Genomic DNA, 19775 nt, shown 5'->3' with positions numbered 1-19775 from the left:
CCCTTTCTTATCTTTATCAATGGTGAGCGTTGAGTTGATCTTACAGTTTTCTGGAACAAAATTGACCAAGCTCTGTTCAACGGAACTTATATTGATTAGATAGAGTTAATTCTATCAGTGACCAGTGACCAGTGACCAGTGACCAGTGACCAGTGACCAGTGACCAGTGACCAGTGACCAGTGACCAGTGACCAGTAGTTTTCAAATTTAATTAGTAAGTAAAAGTAAATGCTCGATCACTTATTACCTTACTGATCACTGTGAAAAAATAAAACAAATGTTTTCTAATTTTATAAATAATAATTAAAATGAAGTTTCTAATACCCTCGATTTTAATTAGCGGTTGTACTTTCCTATTTTCTCCCTCGGTTGTTGCTCAAAATTTATCACCGTTAGCAAAGCAAAATATTAATCGGGAACAAGAACTTTTAAACATCGTTTCCAATATGGAAAAGACTTGGGAGGAACAATATCGAAATCATCTCGATCGAGATTTTTATACCTCAATTGTCACCCCAGAAAAAGTAGAAACCAGTTTACAAAAAGCCGAAGCGAGAACAGGAAGTAAAAAGGAAGATCATTTTTAAATCAAGATTTTACTTTACAAAATCTATCGACTCAAATGGTAAATCAACCCTTTCCGATCGTTCATTTTGCCACCCACGCCAAAATAGAGTCTGGAAAACCAAACCACTCTTATATTCAACTTTGGGATGAACAACTAAACCTCAATCAATTTGCGAACTATCGATCGCCCTACAACAAGCGCAACTGGCGCTATTAAATAAACAAGTACGCATTGAAGGCGCAACCTGATCGAATCTTCGTAGTAGTGATCCGCTTCCTAATAGTTTACTTTCCACACCTGAAACTAATTTTTCTCATCCTTATTACTGGTCAACCTTTACCGTTATTGGCAATCCTTGGTAATTTAAACCCAAAATGAGACTAAAATGTATCGAATTAATCAAAAATTACGGTAAGATAGTAACCCTGTGATGTTTCAATCAAAATAGTCCCGATGGTAGTATCAAAAACGACTCCTGATTCTTTATCAGACCTTGCTCAAAAAACTCAAAAGGCGTCGCAAAAACTGGCGGTTTTATCTACAAAACAACGGAATGAGGCTTTAAGCGCGATCGCAGCCGCCCTTTCCACTCACAACGAACAAATTGTCGCAGCGAACCAGAAAGACTGTGAGGAAGCGAAAAAAGAGGGGATTCCGCAAGCATTACAAGCAAGGTTAAAACTAGATCAGACAAAATTGCAAAGCGCGATCGCAGGGGTGCAAGATGTCGTTAAACTTGATGATCCCATCGGTGCTGTTCAAATTCATCGCGAATTAGATACAGGATTAATCTTAAAACGCCTCACTTGTCCGTTAGGCGTGTTAGGAGTGATTTTTGAAGCGCGACCCGATGCTCTAATTCAGATTACCAGTTTAGCGATTAAATCGGGTAATGGTGTAATTTTGAAAGGGGGAAAAGAGGCACTTAATTCCTGTCAAGCGTTAATTAAGGTCATTCATAACGCCTTATCTAAAACCGATGTTCCTCCCGAGGCGGTACAACTTCTCACCACTCGCGCTGAGATTCAGGAATTGTTATCCTTAGATCAATATGTGGATTTGATTATTCCGAGAGGGTCTAATTCCTTTGTGCGCTACATTCAGGAAAACACCAACATTCCAGTTTTAGGTCATGCGGATGGGATTTGTCATCTCTATGTTGATGAAACGGCTGATCTCAAACAAGCAGTGACGATCGCGGTTGATTCTAAAACTCAGTATCCCGCAGCTTGTAACGCAGTGGAAACCTTATTAGTTAATCGTACCATTGCGGGGGAGTTTCTACCGTTGTTAGCCCCAGCAATGGCTGAAAAAGGAGTGACCTTACGGGGAGATACAGAAACTCGCCAGATTTTGCCTCAAATTGAGGAAGCTACGGAAACCGATTGGTCAACGGAATATGGGGGATTAGTCTTAGCCGTGAAAGTAGTGGCTGATCTGGAAAGCGCGATCGCACATATTAAGAGTTATGGGTCAAAACATACCGAGGCGATCGTCACTGAAAATAATGACCACGCTCAAGCATTTTTGAACCAGGTAGATGCGGCGGGAGTTTTTCATAATTGTTCCACTCGTTTTTCTGATGGTTTCCGTTATGGTTTCGGTGCTGAAGTGGGAATCAGCACTCAAAAAATGCCGCCGAGAGGTCCGGTGGGATTAGAAGGATTAGTCACCTATAAATATCAGTTAACTGGAAACGGACACATTGCAGCCAGCTATAGTGGGGAAAATCCTAAACCCTTCACTCGCAAAGACAAAATCCGGACACAGTGACTAGCGCGTATAGAATTGTTGTTGAGTTAACTTAATGATCGGGTTGAGATTGAGAGTGGTTGTCGTCATAATGGCTGCTCGATCGGATGAGATAAACAGTAGGTTGGGTAGAGACGTGCCATGGAACGTCTGTACACGAAACCCAACACCAATTCTAAGCAATTACCCGAACTTGATATAACCTAGAATTTCAAGAGATGAAAGTTTCCCTGCTACCAATTCCTTTAAATAGGGTTAGCTATCATTACAATGCAGGATGAGCTATCGAAGATCATTAATTGGTCAGTTGATCTCAGAACTCCTAACGATTTAAGTCATTATTTTCGAGACGAGGTAATACAAGAGGCTTTCGTTATCTATGAGCAAAATTGATAATTTAACTCGTCATCAATCTTTTCCAATCAATACAGATGAGTTAGATACAATAGTAGGTCGATTGGTAGAAACACTAAATCCTGAGCAAATTATTTTGTTTGGCTCTTATGCCTATGGTGTTCCTAATCAAGATAGTGACTTTGATTTATTAGTGATTATTTCTGAGTCTGATCAACCTCGATATCGGCGATCGCGTGTTGCTTATTCGGCTTTGCGAGGAATTTCTTTTCCTACGGATGTCATTGTGATGACTCGCGAAGAAGTTAACAAAAAATTGACGGTTCGCAGTTCTCTAGTCAGACAGGCTTTAGATCAAGGACAAGTGCTTTATGGATGAGGAAAAAAAGCAGGAGGTTCAACAATGGTTAACTAGGGCTTGCTGAAAAAGTCCATTGGTTGGTTTAGTAAGGCAAAAGGCAAGTTGCCTTAGGCAAGAGGGTTGATTAATCGGTAAGATTTCAAAGTTTTGATGCAGGGTTTTCACTATTGAGCGTTCAATTTCCTTGCACTTTTTTGAGGGGTTAAGAGCCTTAAACCCACATTCCGCACCCTCAACTGTCACATTGTCCGTTTGGCGACCGTATCAAGGGAAATTGATTGACTCCACCATCAAACTTTGGGGGAGAATCAGGGTGAATTCTTCTTCCATCTCATTAACTAAGAATAATTGAGAATGCACAAGCCTAAAATTACAGAAGCTCTCAACTGACTTCATCTTTGATTTTCACTCCTTCGGGGAAACTTCCCTTACACTAATAAATAATATTGTTGGCAAGGTTTGGGAAACAATTGTAGTAAATTTAATCTCTCATCCGTGAGATTAGAAACTTGGTTTTCTCCTCTATTTTTTAACAAGTGAACCGCTTGAAATTGTTGAAAAATCCAACGCAAGGTAGGGGAATTGGTTTCTTTCCCTAATTGATTTTTAACCATTTCCCCTCGTCTAACTAAAGCCGAGCGCAGTTCTCTTTGCCCCAAGTTATAAACCAGCAGACATAATCCCATAATTAAAGCCATACCCTGAATCCGTTCCGGAGATTTGAGAAAAATACGATCGGCTAAAAACATGGGGTCTTTTAAGAACCTAAATCCTCTTTCCGTTGACTGTTGTTCTTTATATTCAATGAGCATTTTCTCAGGAGATAGCTCGGCTTCATCTAAAACATTGGTGGCAAGAATAAAGCGTCCTGCTAGTTGTTTTTCTTCTTCAATCAAAGTCAAATTTTCTTCTAAATTTGCTCGAATTTTAATCTGAGCTTGGTCGGGATTATTGTCTGGTTCTTCACGGGCTTCAATTTGGCTGATTTGATGATACTTAAATTTCTTTTCTAGTTTTTTGACGGCTTGGAGCGCATCAGGAACACAAGCATAAGTTTGACGGTATAATTCCCGCAATTGTTTTTCGGCTTCGAGTCTATCTTTCTCGATTTTTTTCTCGATACGTTTTTGGTCGGATTTTTGTCTTTCTTCACTTTCTACTACTAACCATCGCTGTTCAATTCCGCCATAAGTTCGTGTGTGAATTGAGTAACGATATCCAGGCCCCATACTGGGAATCATTTCTGAGGATTTAACTTGTCTAGCAAGAGCTTGAGCCGGTTTGAGTCGAAATGGGACTCGGGTCAGCCATTTCAAATCTTGCATTTGTTTCAGATTTTCGGCGGTGTATAGTGCCCTATCTGCTACCATCAATGAATCGAAATTAACTTGATTTCGGAATTGCTTAAAGATTTCAGGAAATACTTTCTGATCAGATTCATTTCCACTTCCTGTTCTTAAAAAAACTGGTATATCCCCATCACCACTACAAATTAAATCAACCATGAACTGTTTCAAGTCGGGACGTTTATCCCGAGAATAACCATAGGTAATTTGAATCGGTTGAGGAGGATTTAGCTTTTCTCCTAGTTCTGAATTAACTTCTACTTTGTCTTCTTCAATTAAAGTATTTTCGTATTCTCCTTCGACACTTAAAGAGCTTGAATCCAGATGAAGACTTTCTACACCAATCGAAAATTGTTTAATGACTTTTAAGGCGATGCTGAGAAATATATCTTCTAATCCCGTTAAATATAATTTGTCTAAGACTCGTCCTAATCGATCATCATTTAAGTGTTCTGCTTGAATTCCTTCTCCAATTAAATGTTCGGTTGGGAGCGCTTCAAAGAATTTGGGAAATAGGTATAAGGGAGATGAAAATAGTCCTAAGCCATTGAGAATCATCGCTTTCACTGCATGACCTGGGCTTACTTTTTCCCCGGGTTGTTCTACTACTAATTCATTGATTTGTTCGACCAGTCCGATTTCATCAATTAAGCCAGCAACGATTCCTAAATGGTCTAAATTTGTTACTTCGATCGATGATAAGTTATTTGATACACTAACCATTACTCATATTCCCCAGAAACCAAATTGGGAGCTTGTGAACTACCCTCTTCTAATTGCTAACGCAATGTAGAAGGAGCTTCCTACCCAAAAGAATGCTTTTCCATAATCTCCAAATAGACTATTTCCAAGTCTTACATCCGGCGATAGGCTTTTTCAGCCTTGGCGAACCAAGCTGTCATCCCGTGTCCCACAGGCAATAATTCGTAGTCCTTCGTCTCTGATATTCTTAGCAGCGTTAATGTCTCTATCATGTTCTGTTCCACAGTTTGAGCATTTCCAACTGCGAACATCTAGTGGCAGACTATCAACTTGATTTAAGCAGACGTTGCAAGTCTTTGAACTAGGGAAAAAGCGGTCAACCTCAACATAGGTTTTACCGTCTTGTTCAGCTTTGTACTTCAGCATAGTACAGAACTGTCCCCAACCAACTTGACTAATGGCTTTAGCCAGATTATGGTTCTTCATCATGTTCTTAACTGCTAGATTCTCTACACAAATGACTTGGTTTTCGTCAACTAAGCTACGACTTAGTTTGTGTAGAAAATCTTCCCTGCTGTTAGAAACCTTTTTATGAACTCTGGCTACTTGATGACGAGCTTTATTTCTGTTATGAGAACCTTTTTGCTTCCGAGATAATTGCTGTTGTTTAATCTTAAGGTTTTTCTCATGCTTATCCATCCAACGAGGATTATTAAATTTATTACCATCGCTAGTGATAGCATAATGATTTAACCCTAAGTCAATTCCAACCGCTTTTCCTTCTGAAGAAGGTTTTGGTTTTTCCTTCCCGTCTTCAACCAAAATAGAAGCATAATACTCTCCACAAGTATTTTTGCTAATAGTCACAGTCTTAACCGAACCTTTGATGGGTCGATGTAAGACTGCCTTAATTTCTCCTAGTTTAGGAAACTTTAAGCAATCTTCTCTCACCTCTACATTTTGAGGATTCTGTTCCTTGTTTCCAAAAATCTGAGGGTGAAAGGAGTTCGATGACAAAATCAGGACACAGTGGTAAAAAGCCCCTTTTTTCCTCTAAAGTGAGTGCGTTCCACTTTTCGAGAGGAATCCAAGCCGCATCGGGCGATCGCTGTGCGCCATTGGGTAGGGAAAATCCCCCCAGAAGAATCAAAAGTTTGTCCTAACCCCGTTTGTTCATTCCAATTCACTAAAGCCGCAATGAGTTTAGAATTCCAAGCGCTGGTTTCGCCGCCAGTGGGGGACATAACAATTAATTCTCCGTTAGCATTAAGTTCTAGTTTGGTGTTGGGGTTAGTCGCACATAGCGTATAAAATTGTTGTTGAGTTAACTTAATGATCGGGTTGAGATTGAGAGTGGTTGTCGTCATAATGGCTGACTGATTAAATGGTAAGGGGCGATAGCTGGAAAAATAAGTTCACTGGAACTGCTGTTTTTAAGATTTCGTCACGGCGAATCCAATTTTGACTACATTCAATTCCTCTTTTTTCAATCAAATCCACCGATCGCCCGACAATGTTCTCTAATTCTAGTTCCATTCTCACCAGATCGAGAAGCGCAGACTTTGCATCTTCAGCAAAAGTCACTAAAACATCAAGATCACTATCAGCCCCAAAGTCTTCTCTGAGGAAAGAATAGAACGGAGAAATAATTGCACTTTGTTATAATTTTATCCTAATGGGGTGAATTAATACCATTTAAAACAATTGGCGCTACATTAGCGATCGACTAAGCCCCCCTTTCAAAGGGGGGTTTGGGGGGATTGGCTGTAACCTAACTTTTTTAAAATGGTATAAATTGACAACATCAGTATTCACCGATAAATCTCATGAGTAAAAAAGTCTATCAGCTTTCCTTAGATTTTGACCAAATCTTAAAATTAGTGGAACAGTTATCTGAATCAGAAAAAATTAAACTAAGTAAAGAATTAGAAAAAAAGTTGCGAGAACAAAAACTAACAGAATTACTTCAAGCATTTGAAACCGATGACTTGTCTCTAGAAGAGATTACTGAAGAAGTAGAGACAGTCAGATTTGATTGGAAAACAAATGACTAGCCTTAAGGAACTGATTATCAGCCCCTTTTTTCCTCTAAAGTGAGTGCGTTCTACTTTTCGAGAGGAATCCAAGCCGCATCGGGCGATCGCTGTGCGCCATTGGGTAGGGAAAAGCCGCCAGAAGAATCAAAAGTTTTTCCCAAGCCAGTTTGACGATTCCAGATGACTAAATCAGCATTTATACTGATCATACTGCTTTGACATCCGTAAGCGCACCGACTCACTATGAGAATGTAATCCCTCTGCTTGCGCTAAGGTTTGAATCGCTTGGGATACGTCATCCAACGCGGTATGAGAATACTCAATTAAACTAGAATGCTTCATAAAGGTTTCCACTCCTAACGCCGAAGCATAACGCGCCGCGCCAGAGGTGGGAAGGGTATGATTGGGTCCGGCGAGATAATCTCCCACTGCTTCTGGGGTGGAATGACCCATAAAAATTGCGCCCGCGTGTCGGATTAAGTTCAGCATTTCCCAGGGGTCTTCGACTTCTAATTCTAAATGTTCTGGTGCAAACAAGTTTGATAGTTTTGCCGCTTCGGTGAGGGATTTAACCACGACGGCTACTCCATAATGGGCGATCGCCTTCTCGGTGAGTGTGCGACGGGGATGATTCTCTAATTGGACTTCTACTTGCTTTTGTACTTCTTGCGCTAATTTTTCCTCTGTCGTCAGCAGAATCGCCGCCGCCATCGGATCGTGTTCTGCCTGCGCTAACAAGTCCGCAGCGACATAAACGGGATTTGCATTGTGATCCGCAATGATTAAAACTTCCGAGGGTCCCGCTAAAGAGTCAATTCCCACTGTCCCATAAACCATTTTTTTCGCCAGGGTGACGTAAATGTTGCCAGGACCGGTGATGACATCAACTTTGGGGATGGTTTCTGTCCCATAGGCTAACGCACCGATCGCGTGCGCCCCTCCCACGCGATAAATTTCCTCAATTCCCGCTTCTTGTGCTGCCACCAACACCGCCGAGTTGACTTTTCCATCAGCCCCAGGGGGCGTAACCATCACTCGTCGGGAAACCCCAGCGACTGTCGCGGGGACAGCATTCATTAAAACCGTGCTGGGATAGGAGGCGCGTCCGCCAGGGACATATAATCCCGCTCGATCGACCGCAGTATAGCGTTTCCCTAATACGGTTTGATTGTCACCAAACTCCACCCATGATTTTGGCGTGCGTTGGCGATGAAACGCCTCAATTTTTTTCCTGGCAAGGGCGATCGCATCAATTAATTCCTTAGACACTTGTTGATAAGCCGCATCCAGTTCTGACCCTGTCACCCGCAACTGGTCAACTGTTAAGGTCAGTTGGTCAAACTTTTCGGTATAGTCAAGCAGTGCTTGATCCCCCTCGGTTTGTACCGTCTTCAAAATCTCCCGTACCGCCACCTCTTTCCCTTCTGTTTGTTGGTTGTGAGTGCGATCGGAAATCCGTTGTAGTTCTGTTGTTGCTTCCGCGATTTGAGTTATAATCCGCAGCATGGAGTCGAAATACCCCTCTAAGCGACTACCCTCGTTTACCGTTCTACCCTAAATCGCTTCGACTTTCAGCGTAAACGATCAGGGGCTGGGAAAGCCGATTAAACGATGGTATGATTTTAATTGCCCAGCTTTTCCTTTCTAGCTTAACCTGAATTTTTCAGAACCTCCTCCCTCCATTGTCATTTCTCTTGAAAATTTCTCCTTTCCTTCTTGCCAACTGAAAAAAAAATCTGCAAGCACTTAACAAGTTTAGAAATAAGGTGCTACAATAATAGTTCCCTTAATCTTGATTCAAGAGCGGGGGGATAAAATAAACCAATAAAGTAATTTATTCTTTGAAGGATAACCGTGGCAAATATTAAATCCGCAAAGAAGCGTATCCAAATCGCAGAGCGCAATCGTCTCCAAAATAAATCCTATAAGTCGGCTGTGAAAACGCTGATGAAAAAATACTTTGCTGTGGTTGATGACTACGCCAGCAACCCCGACAGCGAAAAAGAACAACAAGTGCAAAAAGCCATGGCGGCTGCTTACAGTAAAATTGATAAGGCAGTTAAAGTCAATGCTCTCCATAAAAATAATGGGGCAAGAAAAAAAGCTCGTTTAGCAAAAGCTCTGAAAAAAGTAACTTCTGCTTAGTCTCGATTCGATCGATCGTTAACCCGAAAATTAGCATCAGAACACAAACCAATAGGTTGAAGGAGCAGCGGTTAGTAATGCAGCTAATTGATACCCATGTTCACATCAACTTTGATGTTTTTGAGGCGGAATTGGCAGAATTAAAAACCCGTTGGCAAGAACAAGGAGTGGTGCAACTCGTTCACTCCTGCGTTGAGCCCAAAGAGTATGCCCAAATCAGCGCGATCGCGCAGCAGTTTCCAGAAGTCTCCTTTGCAGTTGGCTTACATCCCCTAGAAGCGCGAAAATGGAAACCTGAACTCGCCCAAGAAACCGAGCAGTTAGCCCAGTCTGATCCCCGTGTGGTTGCCATTGGGGAAACTGGGTTAGACTTGTATAAAGCCGAAAACGTCCAAGAACAAAGAAACGCATTTTGGAATCAACTCTCGATCGCGCAACGCCTCAACAAACCCGTCATCATCCACTGTCGAGACGCAACGACAGAATTAGTCGAATTGGTGAGCAAATTTCAAACCGAAAAAGGAGCAGTCAAAGGAGTAATGCACTGTTGGGCGGGTTCTCCCGAAGAAACAGAAATCTGTCTCAACTTGGGATTTTACATCAGCTTCAGTGGCTTAGTCACATTTAAAAATGCTAAAACTGTCCAGTCCTCAGCGCAAATCGTCCCCGACGATCGACTCTTAGTAGAAACAGACTGTCCTTTCCTCGCCCCAGTTCCCAAACGGGGCAAACGCAACGAACCAAGTTACGTGCGCTATGTTGCCGAAACCGTCGCCAACTTAAGAAACACCCCCTTAGAAACCCTAGCTGAAACCACCACCCGTAACGCTCGTGAATTATTTTCTCTACCCTCAATCAGCGAATTTAATTAAAATCAAGAGTTAATTCCCGCTCTTGAATCACAAAAAAGTATTAACCAGACTCACCAACGCAACACCAAGAAAAGATTAATCAATGAGTAATCTAGCCACCAATCTGTTACCGGATTTAATTGAAATTCAACGCGCCAGCTTCCGTTGGTTTTTAGAAAAGGGATTAATTGAGGAGTTAGATAGCTTCTCCCCAATTTCCGACTATACAGGAAAATTGGAACTACGTTTTGTCGCCGAAAACTTCCGACTGAAACCGCCAAAATATGAGGTAGATGAAGCGAAACGCCGTGACAGTAGCTATTCCGTACAGATGTACGTTCCCACCTGTCTCATCAATAAAGAAACTGGAGAAATTCAAGAGCAAGAAGTCTTTATCGGTGAGTTACCGTTAATGACAGAACGGGGAACATTTGTGATTAATGGTGCAGAACGGATTATTGTTAACCAAATTGTTCGTTCTCCTGGGGTTTATTATAAACCCGAAACCGATAAAAATAACCGTCGGACTTATTCTGCGTCCTTAATTCCCAACCGAGGGGCTTGGTTAAAATTTGAAACCGACAAAAACGATTTAGTTTGGGTTCGCATTGATAAAACTCGTAAACTCAGCGCCCAAGTTCTCCTCAAAGCCATTGGACTCCAGGATAACGAAATTAATGATGGGTTACGCAACGCAGACTATTTCCAAAAAACCCTAGATAAAGAAGGGAATCCCACCGAAGAAGAAGCACTCTTAGAACTTTATCGGAAACTGCGTCCTGGTGAACCGCCAACGGTTTCAGGAGGTCAACAATTATTAGATTCTCGTTTCTTTGACCCCAAACGTTATGATTTAGGACGAGTCGGTCGTCACAAACTGAATCGGAAGTTAAATCTTACCACTCCCGAAACAACACGAGTATTGACCCAACAGGATATTTTAGCGGCGATCGATTATTTAATCAATTTAGAATTTGACCTCGGAACGACCGATGATATTGACCACTTGGGAAATCGTCGAGTGCGTTCCGTTGGCGAACTCTTACAGAACCAAGTGCGAGTAGGATTAAATCGCTTAGAACGGATTATTCGGGAACGGATGACGGTTTCGGAGGCGAACACCCTCACTCCGACATCTTTGGTGAATCCAAAACCCTTGGTGGCGGCGATTAAAGAGTTTTTTGGCTCATCGCAATTGTCCCAATTTATGGATCAGACGAATCCTTTAGCAGAGTTGACTCACAAACGGCGGATTAGTGCATTGGGACCGGGAGGATTAAGTCGAGAACGGGCTGGGTTTGCGGTGCGTGATATTCATCCCTCCCACTATGGACGGATTTGTCCAGTAGAAACGCCAGAAGGTCCCAATGCGGGTTTAATTGGGTCTTTGGCAACTTGTGCGCGAGTGAATCATTTTGGCTTTATTGCCACTCCCTATTATCCAGTGGAAGATGGGCGTGTGTTGCGTGATCAAGACCCGATTTATCTCACCGCCGACGAAGAAGACGACAAACGAGTTGCCCCTGGAGATATTGCGACAGATGAAGAAGGGTATATTTTAGGGAATACAGTGGCGGTGCGCTATCGTCAAGAGTTTACCACCACTAGCCCGAAAGAAGTGGATTATGTCGCCATTTCTCCCCTACAGATTGTGTCGGTGGCAACTTCCCTGATTCCGTTCTTGGAACATGATGACGCAAACCGCGCTCTCATGGGGTCAAATATGCAGCGTCAAGCAGTGCCTTTATTGCGTCCCGAACGTCCTTTAGTGGGAACAGGATTAGAAGCACAATCTGCTCGTGATTCTGGGATGGTAGTGGTGTCTCGGACTTATGGGACAGTGGATTATGTGGATGCAACGATTGTCCGAGTAAAAGTCAGTACCCCCCCGCAAGAACAACCGCAATTGGAGGGAGAAACTTCGGAAGAAGAAGCATCAGAACCACAATTTCTTGAATATCCTCTACAAAAATATCAGCGTTCTAACCAGGACACTTGTTTAAACCAACGTCCTCTCGTGTTTGCGGGCGAGGAAGTAGTGCCAGGACAGGTGTTAGCGGATGGTTCGGCAACGGAAGGGGGCGAAATTGCTCTCGGTCAAAATGTTCTGATTGCTTATATGCCCTGGGAGGGATATAACTATGAAGATGCGATTTTAGTCAGTGAGCGTCTGGTACAGGATGACGTTTACACCAGTATCCACGTTGAGAAATACGAAATCGAAGCTCGTCAGACGAAACTCGGACCGGAAGAAGTGACTCGTGAGATTCCCAACGTGGGCGAAGATGCGTTGCGGCAATTGGATGAACGTGGCATTATTCGGGTTGGTGCTTGGGTAGAAGCAGGGGATATCCTTGTCGGAAAAGTTACCCCGAAAGGAGAGTCGGATCAACCGCCAGAAGAAAAGCTCCTCCGTGCTATTTTTGGGGAAAAAGCGCGCGATGTTCGTGATAACTCGCTACGAGTTCCCAATGGGGAAAAAGGTCGCATTGTCGATGTGCGCGTGTTTACCCGTGAACAAGGAGACGAACTCCCCCCAGGGGCAAATATGGTGGTGCGCTGCTATGTCGCCCTGAAACGGAAAATTCAAGTGGGAGATAAAATGGCAGGACGACACGGGAATAAAGGGATTATTTCTCGGATTCTCCCCATTGAAGATATGCCTTACCTCCCTGATGGTCGTCCCCTTGATGTGGCGTTAAATCCTCTCGGTGTTCCCTCACGGATGAATGTGGGACAAGTGTTTGAGTGTCTCTTGGGTTGGGCTGCAGAAAATCTGAATGCTCGCTTTAAGTTGACTCCGTTTGATGAAATGTATGGGGAACAGGCTTCCCGTGACACGGTGGATGCGAAGTTGAAAGAAGCCGCCAGTCGTCCTGGTAAAGAGTGGGCATTTGATGAAAATAATCCAGGGAAAATGACTCTTTATGATGGACGGACAGGAGAGCCTTTCGATCGACCAATCACTGTCGGACAAGCCTATATGCTGAAACTGGTTCACTTGGTTGATGATAAGATTCACGCTCGATCGACCGGTCCTTATTCTTTAGTGACGCAACAACCATTAGGCGGAAAAGCGCAACAAGGAGGACAACGATTTGGAGAAATGGAAGTTTGGGCGTTAGAGGCTTACGGCGCGGCTTACACCTTGCAAGAATTGTTAACGGTGAAATCAGACGATATGCAGGGGCGTAACGAAGCCTTGAATGCCATTGTGAAAGGAAAACCGATTCCTCGCCCTGGCACGCCAGAATCCTTTAAGGTACTGATGCGGGAATTACAGTCTTTAGGATTAGATATTTCTGTCCATCGGGTAGATACCAATGACGATGGGACCAGTGAAGATTTAGAAGTGGATTTGATGGCGGACAGCGAACGTCGTCGCACGCCTTCGCGCCCCACTTATGAGTCTTTATCTCGGAAAGACATTGTTCCCGCAGAGGCCCTCGCCGCAGAAGAAGCCGAAACCGAAGAAGTGGAATCATAAGTTTTGGGGAAGTGTGACTTGTTATTCACTGGTGAGGAATGACAAGTCACCTTTGAGGTCGTTATTTTACAAGTGAGCAGAGCAGAAATATGGCACAGTCAAAGCAAGAGTTTGATTACGTTAAAATTAATATCGCAGCGCCCGATCGCATCCGTGAATGGGGAGAGCGCAACCTCCCGAACGGTCAAGTAGTGGGAGAAGTAACCAAACCCGAAACCATTAACTATCGCACCCTGAAACCAGAAATGGACGGGTTGTTTTGCGAGCGCATCTTCGGTCCGGCGAAAGATTGGGAATGTCACTGCGGCAAATATAAACGAGTGCGTCATCGTGGGATTGTTTGCGAACGCTGTGGGGTAGAAGTTACCGAGTCGAGAGTGCGTCGTCATCGCATGGGATATATTAAGCTGGCAGCGGCGGTAACTCATGTTTGGTACTTAAAAGGGATTCCCAGTTATTTGAGCATCCTTTTAGACATGGCGTTACGGGATGTGGAGCAAATTGTTTACTTTAACTCCTATGTGGTGTTAGAACCGGGCAATGCGGGGAATTTAAGCTATAAACAACTGTTGACCGAAGAACAGTGGATGGAAATTGAAGATCAACTCTATGCTGAAGATACAGAGTTGATGGGAGTGGAAGTTGGCATTGGCGCTGAAGCCATCCAACGTTTATTAGAAGACCTCAATTTGGAGGAAGAAGCAGAAAAACTACGGGAAGAAGTTTCTAATGCCAAAGGACAAAAACGAGCGAAACTGATTAAACGGTTACGCATTATCGACCATTTTATCGCCACTGGGTCTTCTCCAGACTGGATGATTTTAACCTATATCCCCGTGATTCCCCCAGATTTACGTCCGATGGTGCAATTAGACGGTGGACGCTTTGCGACTTCTGACCTCAATGATCTCTATCGACGGGTGATTAATCGCAATAATCGTCTTGCCCGTTTACAGGATATTCTCGCGCCAGAGATCATCGTTCGGAATGAGAAACGGATGTTACAAGAAGCCGTAGATGCGTTAATTGATAACGGTCGTCGCGGCCGAATGGTTGTGGGCGCAAATAATCGTCCCTTGAAGTCTTTGTCGGATATTATTGAAGGGAAACAAGGTCGGTTCCGACAAAACCTGTTAGGAAAACGGGTGGATTATTCGGGAAGAAGCGTGATTGTCGTTGGTCCGAACTTGAAAATCTATCAGTGTGGCTTACCACGAGAAATGGCGATCGAGCTTTTCCAGCCTTTTGTGATTCACCGCTTGATCCGTAATGGAGTGGTTAGCAACATTAAATCAGCAAAGAAAAAGATTCAACACAACGATCCAGAAATCTGGGAAGTGTTGGAAGAAGTGATCACGGGACATCCCGTTATGCTGAACCGCGCTCCCACCTTGCACCGTTTAGGGATTCAAGCCTTTGAACCGATTTTAGTGGAAGGACGAGCGATTCAATTGCATCCCCTAGTTTGTCCAGCATTTAACGCCGACTTTGATGGCGACCAGATGGCGGTTCATGTTCCCCTCTCCCTAGAATCGCAATCAGAAGCGCGACTATTGATGTTAGCGAGCCATAACATCTTGTCTCCCGCAACGGGAACGCCCATTGTTGCGCCGTCTCAAGATATGGTTTTAGGAACGTATTATCTAACGGCGGAAAATGCCACGGTAGAGCCTCAAGATAAACGATATTTCTCTAATTTAGAGGATGTAATTTGTGCCTACCAGCAAGGACACTTAAATCTTCATGCTTATATTTGGGTGCGCTTTGAAGGAGAAGTGAGAGACCCTGTAGAAGCAGAACCGGTCGAAGAAGAAACTCGTGAGGATGGCACTGTGCTGAAAGTGTATCCCAATCGACGGGTGAAAGAAAATGCAGACGGAGAAGTAGTAGCGCAATATATTCGCACCACCGCCGGGCGTGTGATCTATAACAAAACAATCCACGATGCTTTATTAGGTAGTTCTGTAGTTAACGTTTAATTCCCCCGAATCACCAATCGCAAATAATCAATCACCAATAAACCATGACTGATAAGAAGCAACCCAAAACAATCTTCTGGAACCAAGTTGTTGATAAAAAGCAACTGAAAAAACTCATTCATTGGGCTTTCATTAATTATGGCAGTGCCAGTTGTTCAGCAATGGCGGACGCACTAAAAGATATGGGGTTTCATTACGCCACGAAAGCGGGTGTGTCCATTAGTGTGGAAGACTTACAAGTGCCTCCCAGTAAACGGGAGATGCTGGACTCCGCAGAAACCACGATCGCAGAAACCGAAGAACGTTATCGCATTGGTAAAATTACGGAAGTGGAACGTTTTCAAAAGGTGGTGGATACTTGGAACGTGACCTCGGAAGCGTTGAAAGATGAAGTAGTGCGGAATTTCCAAGCCACTGATCCCCTTAATTCCGTTTATATGATGTCACAGTCGGGGGCAAGAGGAAACTTGTCTCAGGTGCGTCAGTTGGTGGGAATGCGCGGCTTAATGGCTGATCCGCAAGGGGAAATTATTGACCTCCCGATTAAAACCAATTTCCGAGAAGGCTTGACAGTTACGGAATATATTATTTCCTCTTACGGGGCGCGTAAAGGGTTGGTTGATACCGCGTTACGGACGGCTGACTCGGGTTATTTGACCCGTCGTTTGGTGGATGTGTCCCAAGATTTGATTGTTCGGGAAGATGATTGTGGAACGGAACGGGGAATTACTGTCACCAGCATGACGGATGGGGAACGAGTTTTGATTCCCCTTGAGGAACGTTTGTTTGGTCGGACGCTTGCGGAAAATGTAGTTGATCCAGAAACAGGTGAAGTGATCGCAGAACGGAATCAGGAAGTGGATCAACCCCTTGCTGAACGCATTGGGAAAACGGTGAAAACGGTGAAGGTGCGATCGCCCTTGACTTGTGAGTCAGCGCGATCGGTGTGTAAGTGTTGCTATGGCTGGAGTTTAGCTCATGGGAAACCCGTCGATCGCGGAGAAGCCGTAGGCATTATTGCCGCGCAATCGATCGGCGAACCAGGAACCCAGTTAACCATGCGGACATTCCACACTGGGGGCGTATTTACAGGAGATATTGCCCAACAAGTGACCGCCCCCGAACAAGGAACAGTGATTGTCCCCAAAAAGCTCAAAACTCGTAAAGTGCGAACTCGTCACGGAGAAGAACGAGAACAAGTAGAAGTGGCGGGAGAGATTTCTGTTCAACTGGCTAACGGTGAACAAAAAACGATCGCCGTGACTCCAGGTTCGTTGTTAATGGCTAATAACAACGAAACCGTAGAAGCGGGACAATTAATCGTGGAAGTCGCCACCCCGAAAAAACGATCGACCGAGAAAGCGACAAAAGATGTTTCCTCCGACTTAGCAGGAGAAGTCTTATTCCAGGACTTAATTCCCGAAGAAAAAACCGATCGTCAGGGGAACATGACACGCACCGCTCAACGGGGGGGACTATTATGGGTGCTATCAGGAGAAGTGTATAACCTCCTGCCTGGGGCAGAACCCGTCGTCAGCAACGGCTCAAAAGTTGAATCGGGAGACATTCTTGCGGAAACCAAACTAATCACCAGCAAAGGCGGTGTGGTTCGTCTCGGTACTGGAAAACGGGAAATCGAAATCATCACCGCTTCCATCCAATTAGATCAGGCTTACATTCGTCGTTCCAGCATCGGGAGTGGTGAACAATATATTATCCACTCTGCTAATGATCAACGCTTTGCCTTAAAAGCCACCCCTGGCAGCAAAGTCAAACATGGCGATGTGATTGCCGAATTAATGGATGATACTTATCGCACAGAAACGGGCGGTATGGTGAAATATGCAGGGGTAGAAATTGATAAGCGCGGCAAAGCGAAAAATGGCTATGAAGTGACCCAAGGCGGAACGCTGCTTTGGATTCCTGAAGAATGCCACGAAATCAATAAAGATATCGGCTTACTCCGTGTGGAAGATGGAGAATATGTTGAGGCTGGTGTGGAGATTGTAGAAAATATGTTCTGTCAATCTTCGGGAATTGTAGAAGTCATCCAGAAAAATGAAATCCTGCGGGAAATCATTATTAAATCGGGAGAGGTTCATCTGAGTGAACAAGAACCCCTTTGTGGTACGGATCAATTGGTACATCCAGGAGAAGCGATTACCCCTGATTTAACGGCGGATTCTCTGCGTTATGTGCAGTATGTGGAAACCCCAGAAGGAAACGCAATTCTGTTGCGTCCTGTGGTGGAATATACCATTCCCGATGAACCTGATATTCCCTCTCAAAGTTCGATGAATGAATTGGGGAATATACAAATTGAACTGAAAGCCTCCCAACGCTTGTTTTATAAAGACGGAGAACGGGTGAAGTCGGTTAATGGTATAGAATTGATGCGAACTCAATTGGTTCTCAATATCAATGATGAAGATGAGCCAGCAGCGAGTAAAGATTCGCTACCGATTAGTGTTGATATTGAATTGATGGAGCGTGAAGAGGAAGAAGACGCTTATTTCTTACAGATGGTGATTCTCGAATCTTTAGCGATTCGTCGAGAAAATGAAGGGGATGCGTTTAGTGGTAGCCCTCAAACTCGCATTTTGGTAAAAGATGGACAAGAGATTCCCCCAGGGGAAATTGTCGCTCGAACCGAAATCCAATGTCGAGAAGCAGGTGAGGTGCGAGGAATCCGTGAAGGGGGCGAGGCGATTCGTCGGGTGTTAGTGGCGCGAGATGCTGATTTAACGATCGTTCCGATTACAGGGAAAGCACAAGTGGAAGAAGGGGATTTAGTGGTAGCAAATTCTCCTCTCACTAAAAAAGTGGTTGCCCCAGAGTCTGGACAGGTGATTGCTGTCAAAAAAGACGCGATCGTGCTGCGAAATGCCCGTCCTTATCGGGTGTCTAGTGGTGCGGTGTTGCACGTGGATAATGGCAGTTTAGTGCAACGAGGAGATAACCTCGTCTTACTGATTTATGAACGAACCAAAACGGGGGATATTATTCAAGGATTACCTCGGATTGAGGAACTGTTGGAGGCGCGGAAGCCACGAGAGGCTTGTGTTCTCGCCGCCCGTTCGGGAACAGCGCAAGTGGAATATAAGGATGATGAAACCGTTGACGTGAAGATTATTGAACCCGATGGGGTGATCAGTAATTATGCCATTGGTGCGGGACAAAGTATGTTGATTGCTGATGGACAAACGGTTGAGGCTGGTGATCCCTTGACCGATGGCCCAGCAAATCCCCACGAGATTCTAGAAGTCTTCTTTCAACATTACACAGATCAAGAAATGGGGACTTATGAAGCCGCACTTCGCAGTTTGCAAAAAGTTCAACAGTTTTTAGTGGATGAAGTCCAACGGGTTTATCAGTCTCAAGGGATTGATATTTCTGATAAACATATTGAGGTGATTGTCCGTCAGATGACTTCTAAGGTGAAGGTAGAAGATGGTGGCGATACGATTCGCTTACCTGGAGAGTTGGCAGAATTACGGGATGTGCATAAGGATAACGAAACTATGTCGATTATTGGTGGCGCACCAGTGGACTATAAACCCAATTTATTGGGGATTACGAAAGCCTCTCTCAATACCGATAGCTTTATCAGTGCGGCAAGTTTCCAAGAGACAACTCGCGTCTTGACCGAAGCCGCGATCGAGGGCAAATCTGACTGGTTACGTGGCTTAAAAGAAAATGTGATCATTGGACGTTTAATTCCAGCAGGTACTGGGTTTAGTGTCCATGAGGATTCGTTGGGATATGCTTTAACTGAGGAAGAAAATTCTCTCAGTCAGAATACAATTTATCCGATTCCTCCTGATGTTGCTGAAATTCAAAGCAATGGCGATCTCGTTGACGACCAAACGGCGCGTAATTATCAGTTGTCTGATGAGGAGTTGGATCAGGAGTAACAGGTTAATCCCCCCAAACCCCCCGATGATTGGGGGGCTTAGTAGATCAAACGTAGGTTGGGTGAAGAGAAGCGAAACCCAACACAAATTAGCTGACATCAAACGTAGGTTCGGTGAAGAGAAGCGAAACCCAACACAAATTAGCTGACATCAAACGTAGGTTCGGTGAAGAGAAGCGAAACCCAACACAGAATTACCCGACCACCCTCTAGGGTTTGTTGAAAAAGTTCATATATCGGTGAATACCGTCATTTGTTATTTGGTATTGGCGCGATCGTTG

At 44.1% G+C, this 19775-nt stretch carries 14 protein-coding genes and 3 pseudogenes; 10 read left to right on the top strand and 7 right to left on the bottom strand.

Features of this window, described 5'->3' with window-relative positions:
• Positions 1 to 76: 76 nt before the first annotated feature.
• Complete coding sequence (locus DACSA_RS22410; protein ID WP_269544681.1) at positions 77 to 205, bottom strand: hypothetical protein; 129 nt, start codon at positions 203 to 205, stop codon at positions 77 to 79.
• Positions 206 to 308: 103 nt separating this feature from the next.
• On the opposite strand from DACSA_RS22410, the gene DACSA_RS03300 reads away from it, so the two are divergent.
• The 4 genes from DACSA_RS03300 (at position 309) to DACSA_RS03290 (ending at position 3053) form a co-directional block, all read left to right on the top strand.
• On the top strand, positions 309 to 587 hold the full coding sequence (locus DACSA_RS03300) for a hypothetical protein (RefSeq protein WP_015228416.1): 279 nt from the start codon (positions 309 to 311) through the stop codon (positions 585 to 587).
• Between the two features lie 35 nt (positions 588 to 622).
• Positions 623 to 784, top strand: coding sequence for a hypothetical protein (locus DACSA_RS20175; protein ID WP_156800632.1), 162 nt, complete (start codon positions 623 to 625; stop codon positions 782 to 784).
• A gap of 237 nt (positions 785 to 1021) precedes the next feature.
• Positions 1022 to 2341, top strand: a complete 1320-nt coding sequence (locus DACSA_RS03295) for a glutamate-5-semialdehyde dehydrogenase (protein ID WP_015228415.1) — start codon at positions 1022 to 1024, stop codon at positions 2339 to 2341.
• 358 nt (positions 2342 to 2699) lie between these two features.
• Complete coding sequence (locus DACSA_RS03290; protein ID WP_015228414.1) at positions 2700 to 3053, top strand: nucleotidyltransferase domain-containing protein; 354 nt, start codon at positions 2700 to 2702, stop codon at positions 3051 to 3053.
• A 410-nt stretch (positions 3054 to 3463) separates the two neighbouring features.
• Here DACSA_RS03290 and DACSA_RS03285 read toward each other — a convergent pair whose 3' ends face one another.
• From DACSA_RS03285 to DACSA_RS18760, 4 genes and pseudogenes are all read right to left on the bottom strand, one after another.
• A complete protein-coding gene (locus tag DACSA_RS03285) occupies positions 3464 to 5104 on the bottom strand; it encodes an IS1634 family transposase (protein WP_015228413.1) in 1641 nt (546 codons plus the stop codon).
• Between the two features lie 153 nt (positions 5105 to 5257).
• Positions 5258 to 6055, bottom strand: a pseudogene (locus DACSA_RS03280) (RNA-guided endonuclease TnpB family protein); the annotation flags it as partial.
• Positions 6051 to 6450, bottom strand: a pseudogene (locus DACSA_RS03275) (Uma2 family endonuclease); the annotation flags it as partial. The pseudogenes DACSA_RS03275 and DACSA_RS03280, both read right to left, overlap by 5 nt.
• A 13-nt stretch (positions 6451 to 6463) precedes the next feature.
• A complete protein-coding gene (locus DACSA_RS18760) occupies positions 6464 to 6667 on the bottom strand; it encodes a hypothetical protein (RefSeq protein WP_051017271.1) in 204 nt (67 codons plus the stop codon).
• Between the two features lie 242 nt (positions 6668 to 6909).
• Here DACSA_RS18760 and vap15 point away from each other — a divergent pair, with 242 nt between their 5' ends.
• Entirely contained in the window at positions 6910 to 7137 is a 228-nt protein-coding gene (gene vap15, locus DACSA_RS03265) for a type II toxin-antitoxin system VapB15 family antitoxin (protein ID WP_015228412.1), read from the top strand.
• A gap of 53 nt (positions 7138 to 7190) precedes the next feature.
• On the opposite strand, the pseudogene DACSA_RS20170 reads toward vap15, so the two are convergent.
• Both DACSA_RS20170 and hisD read right to left on the bottom strand, forming a co-directional pair.
• A pseudogene (locus DACSA_RS20170) lies at positions 7191 to 7328 on the bottom strand (Uma2 family endonuclease); the annotation flags it as partial.
• Positions 7309 to 8625, bottom strand: coding sequence for a histidinol dehydrogenase (hisD, locus tag DACSA_RS03260; protein ID WP_015228411.1), 1317 nt, complete (start codon positions 8623 to 8625; stop codon positions 7309 to 7311). The pseudogene DACSA_RS20170 and the gene hisD, both read right to left, overlap by 20 nt.
• A gap of 348 nt (positions 8626 to 8973) precedes the next feature.
• Here hisD and rpsT point away from each other — a divergent pair, with 348 nt between their 5' ends.
• From rpsT to DACSA_RS03235, 5 genes are all read left to right on the top strand, one after another.
• The gene (rpsT, locus tag DACSA_RS03255; protein ID WP_015228410.1) at positions 8974 to 9264 is read left to right on the top strand and encodes a 30S ribosomal protein S20; all 291 of its coding nucleotides are present in this window, start codon (positions 8974 to 8976) and stop codon (positions 9262 to 9264) included.
• Between the two features lie 77 nt (positions 9265 to 9341).
• Complete coding sequence (locus DACSA_RS03250) at positions 9342 to 10136, top strand: TatD family hydrolase (RefSeq protein WP_015228409.1); 795 nt, start codon at positions 9342 to 9344, stop codon at positions 10134 to 10136.
• Positions 10137 to 10218: 82 nt separating this feature from the next.
• A complete protein-coding gene (rpoB, locus tag DACSA_RS03245; protein WP_015228408.1) occupies positions 10219 to 13602 on the top strand; it encodes a DNA-directed RNA polymerase subunit beta in 3384 nt (1127 codons plus the stop codon).
• 89 nt (positions 13603 to 13691) lie between these two features.
• Positions 13692 to 15581 carry a DNA-directed RNA polymerase subunit gamma gene (locus DACSA_RS22405; protein ID WP_015228407.1) on the top strand — a complete coding sequence of 630 codons (1890 nt, stop codon included), beginning with the start codon at positions 13692 to 13694 and terminating at the stop codon, positions 15579 to 15581.
• A gap of 44 nt (positions 15582 to 15625) precedes the next feature.
• Positions 15626 to 19495 (top strand): DNA-directed RNA polymerase subunit beta', encoded by a 3870-nt coding sequence (locus DACSA_RS03235; protein WP_015228406.1) that lies wholly within the window; start codon positions 15626 to 15628, stop codon positions 19493 to 19495.
• Positions 19496 to 19775: the final 280 nt, after the last annotated feature.

It is taken from the genome of Dactylococcopsis salina PCC 8305, from assembly GCF_000317615.1.
In the GTDB taxonomy this organism is placed as follows: Bacteria; Cyanobacteriota; Cyanobacteriia; order Cyanobacteriales; family Rubidibacteraceae; genus Halothece; species Halothece salina.
Note: the sequence above shows the minus strand (reverse complement) of the source record. Positions and strands in the feature narration are given on the sequence as shown.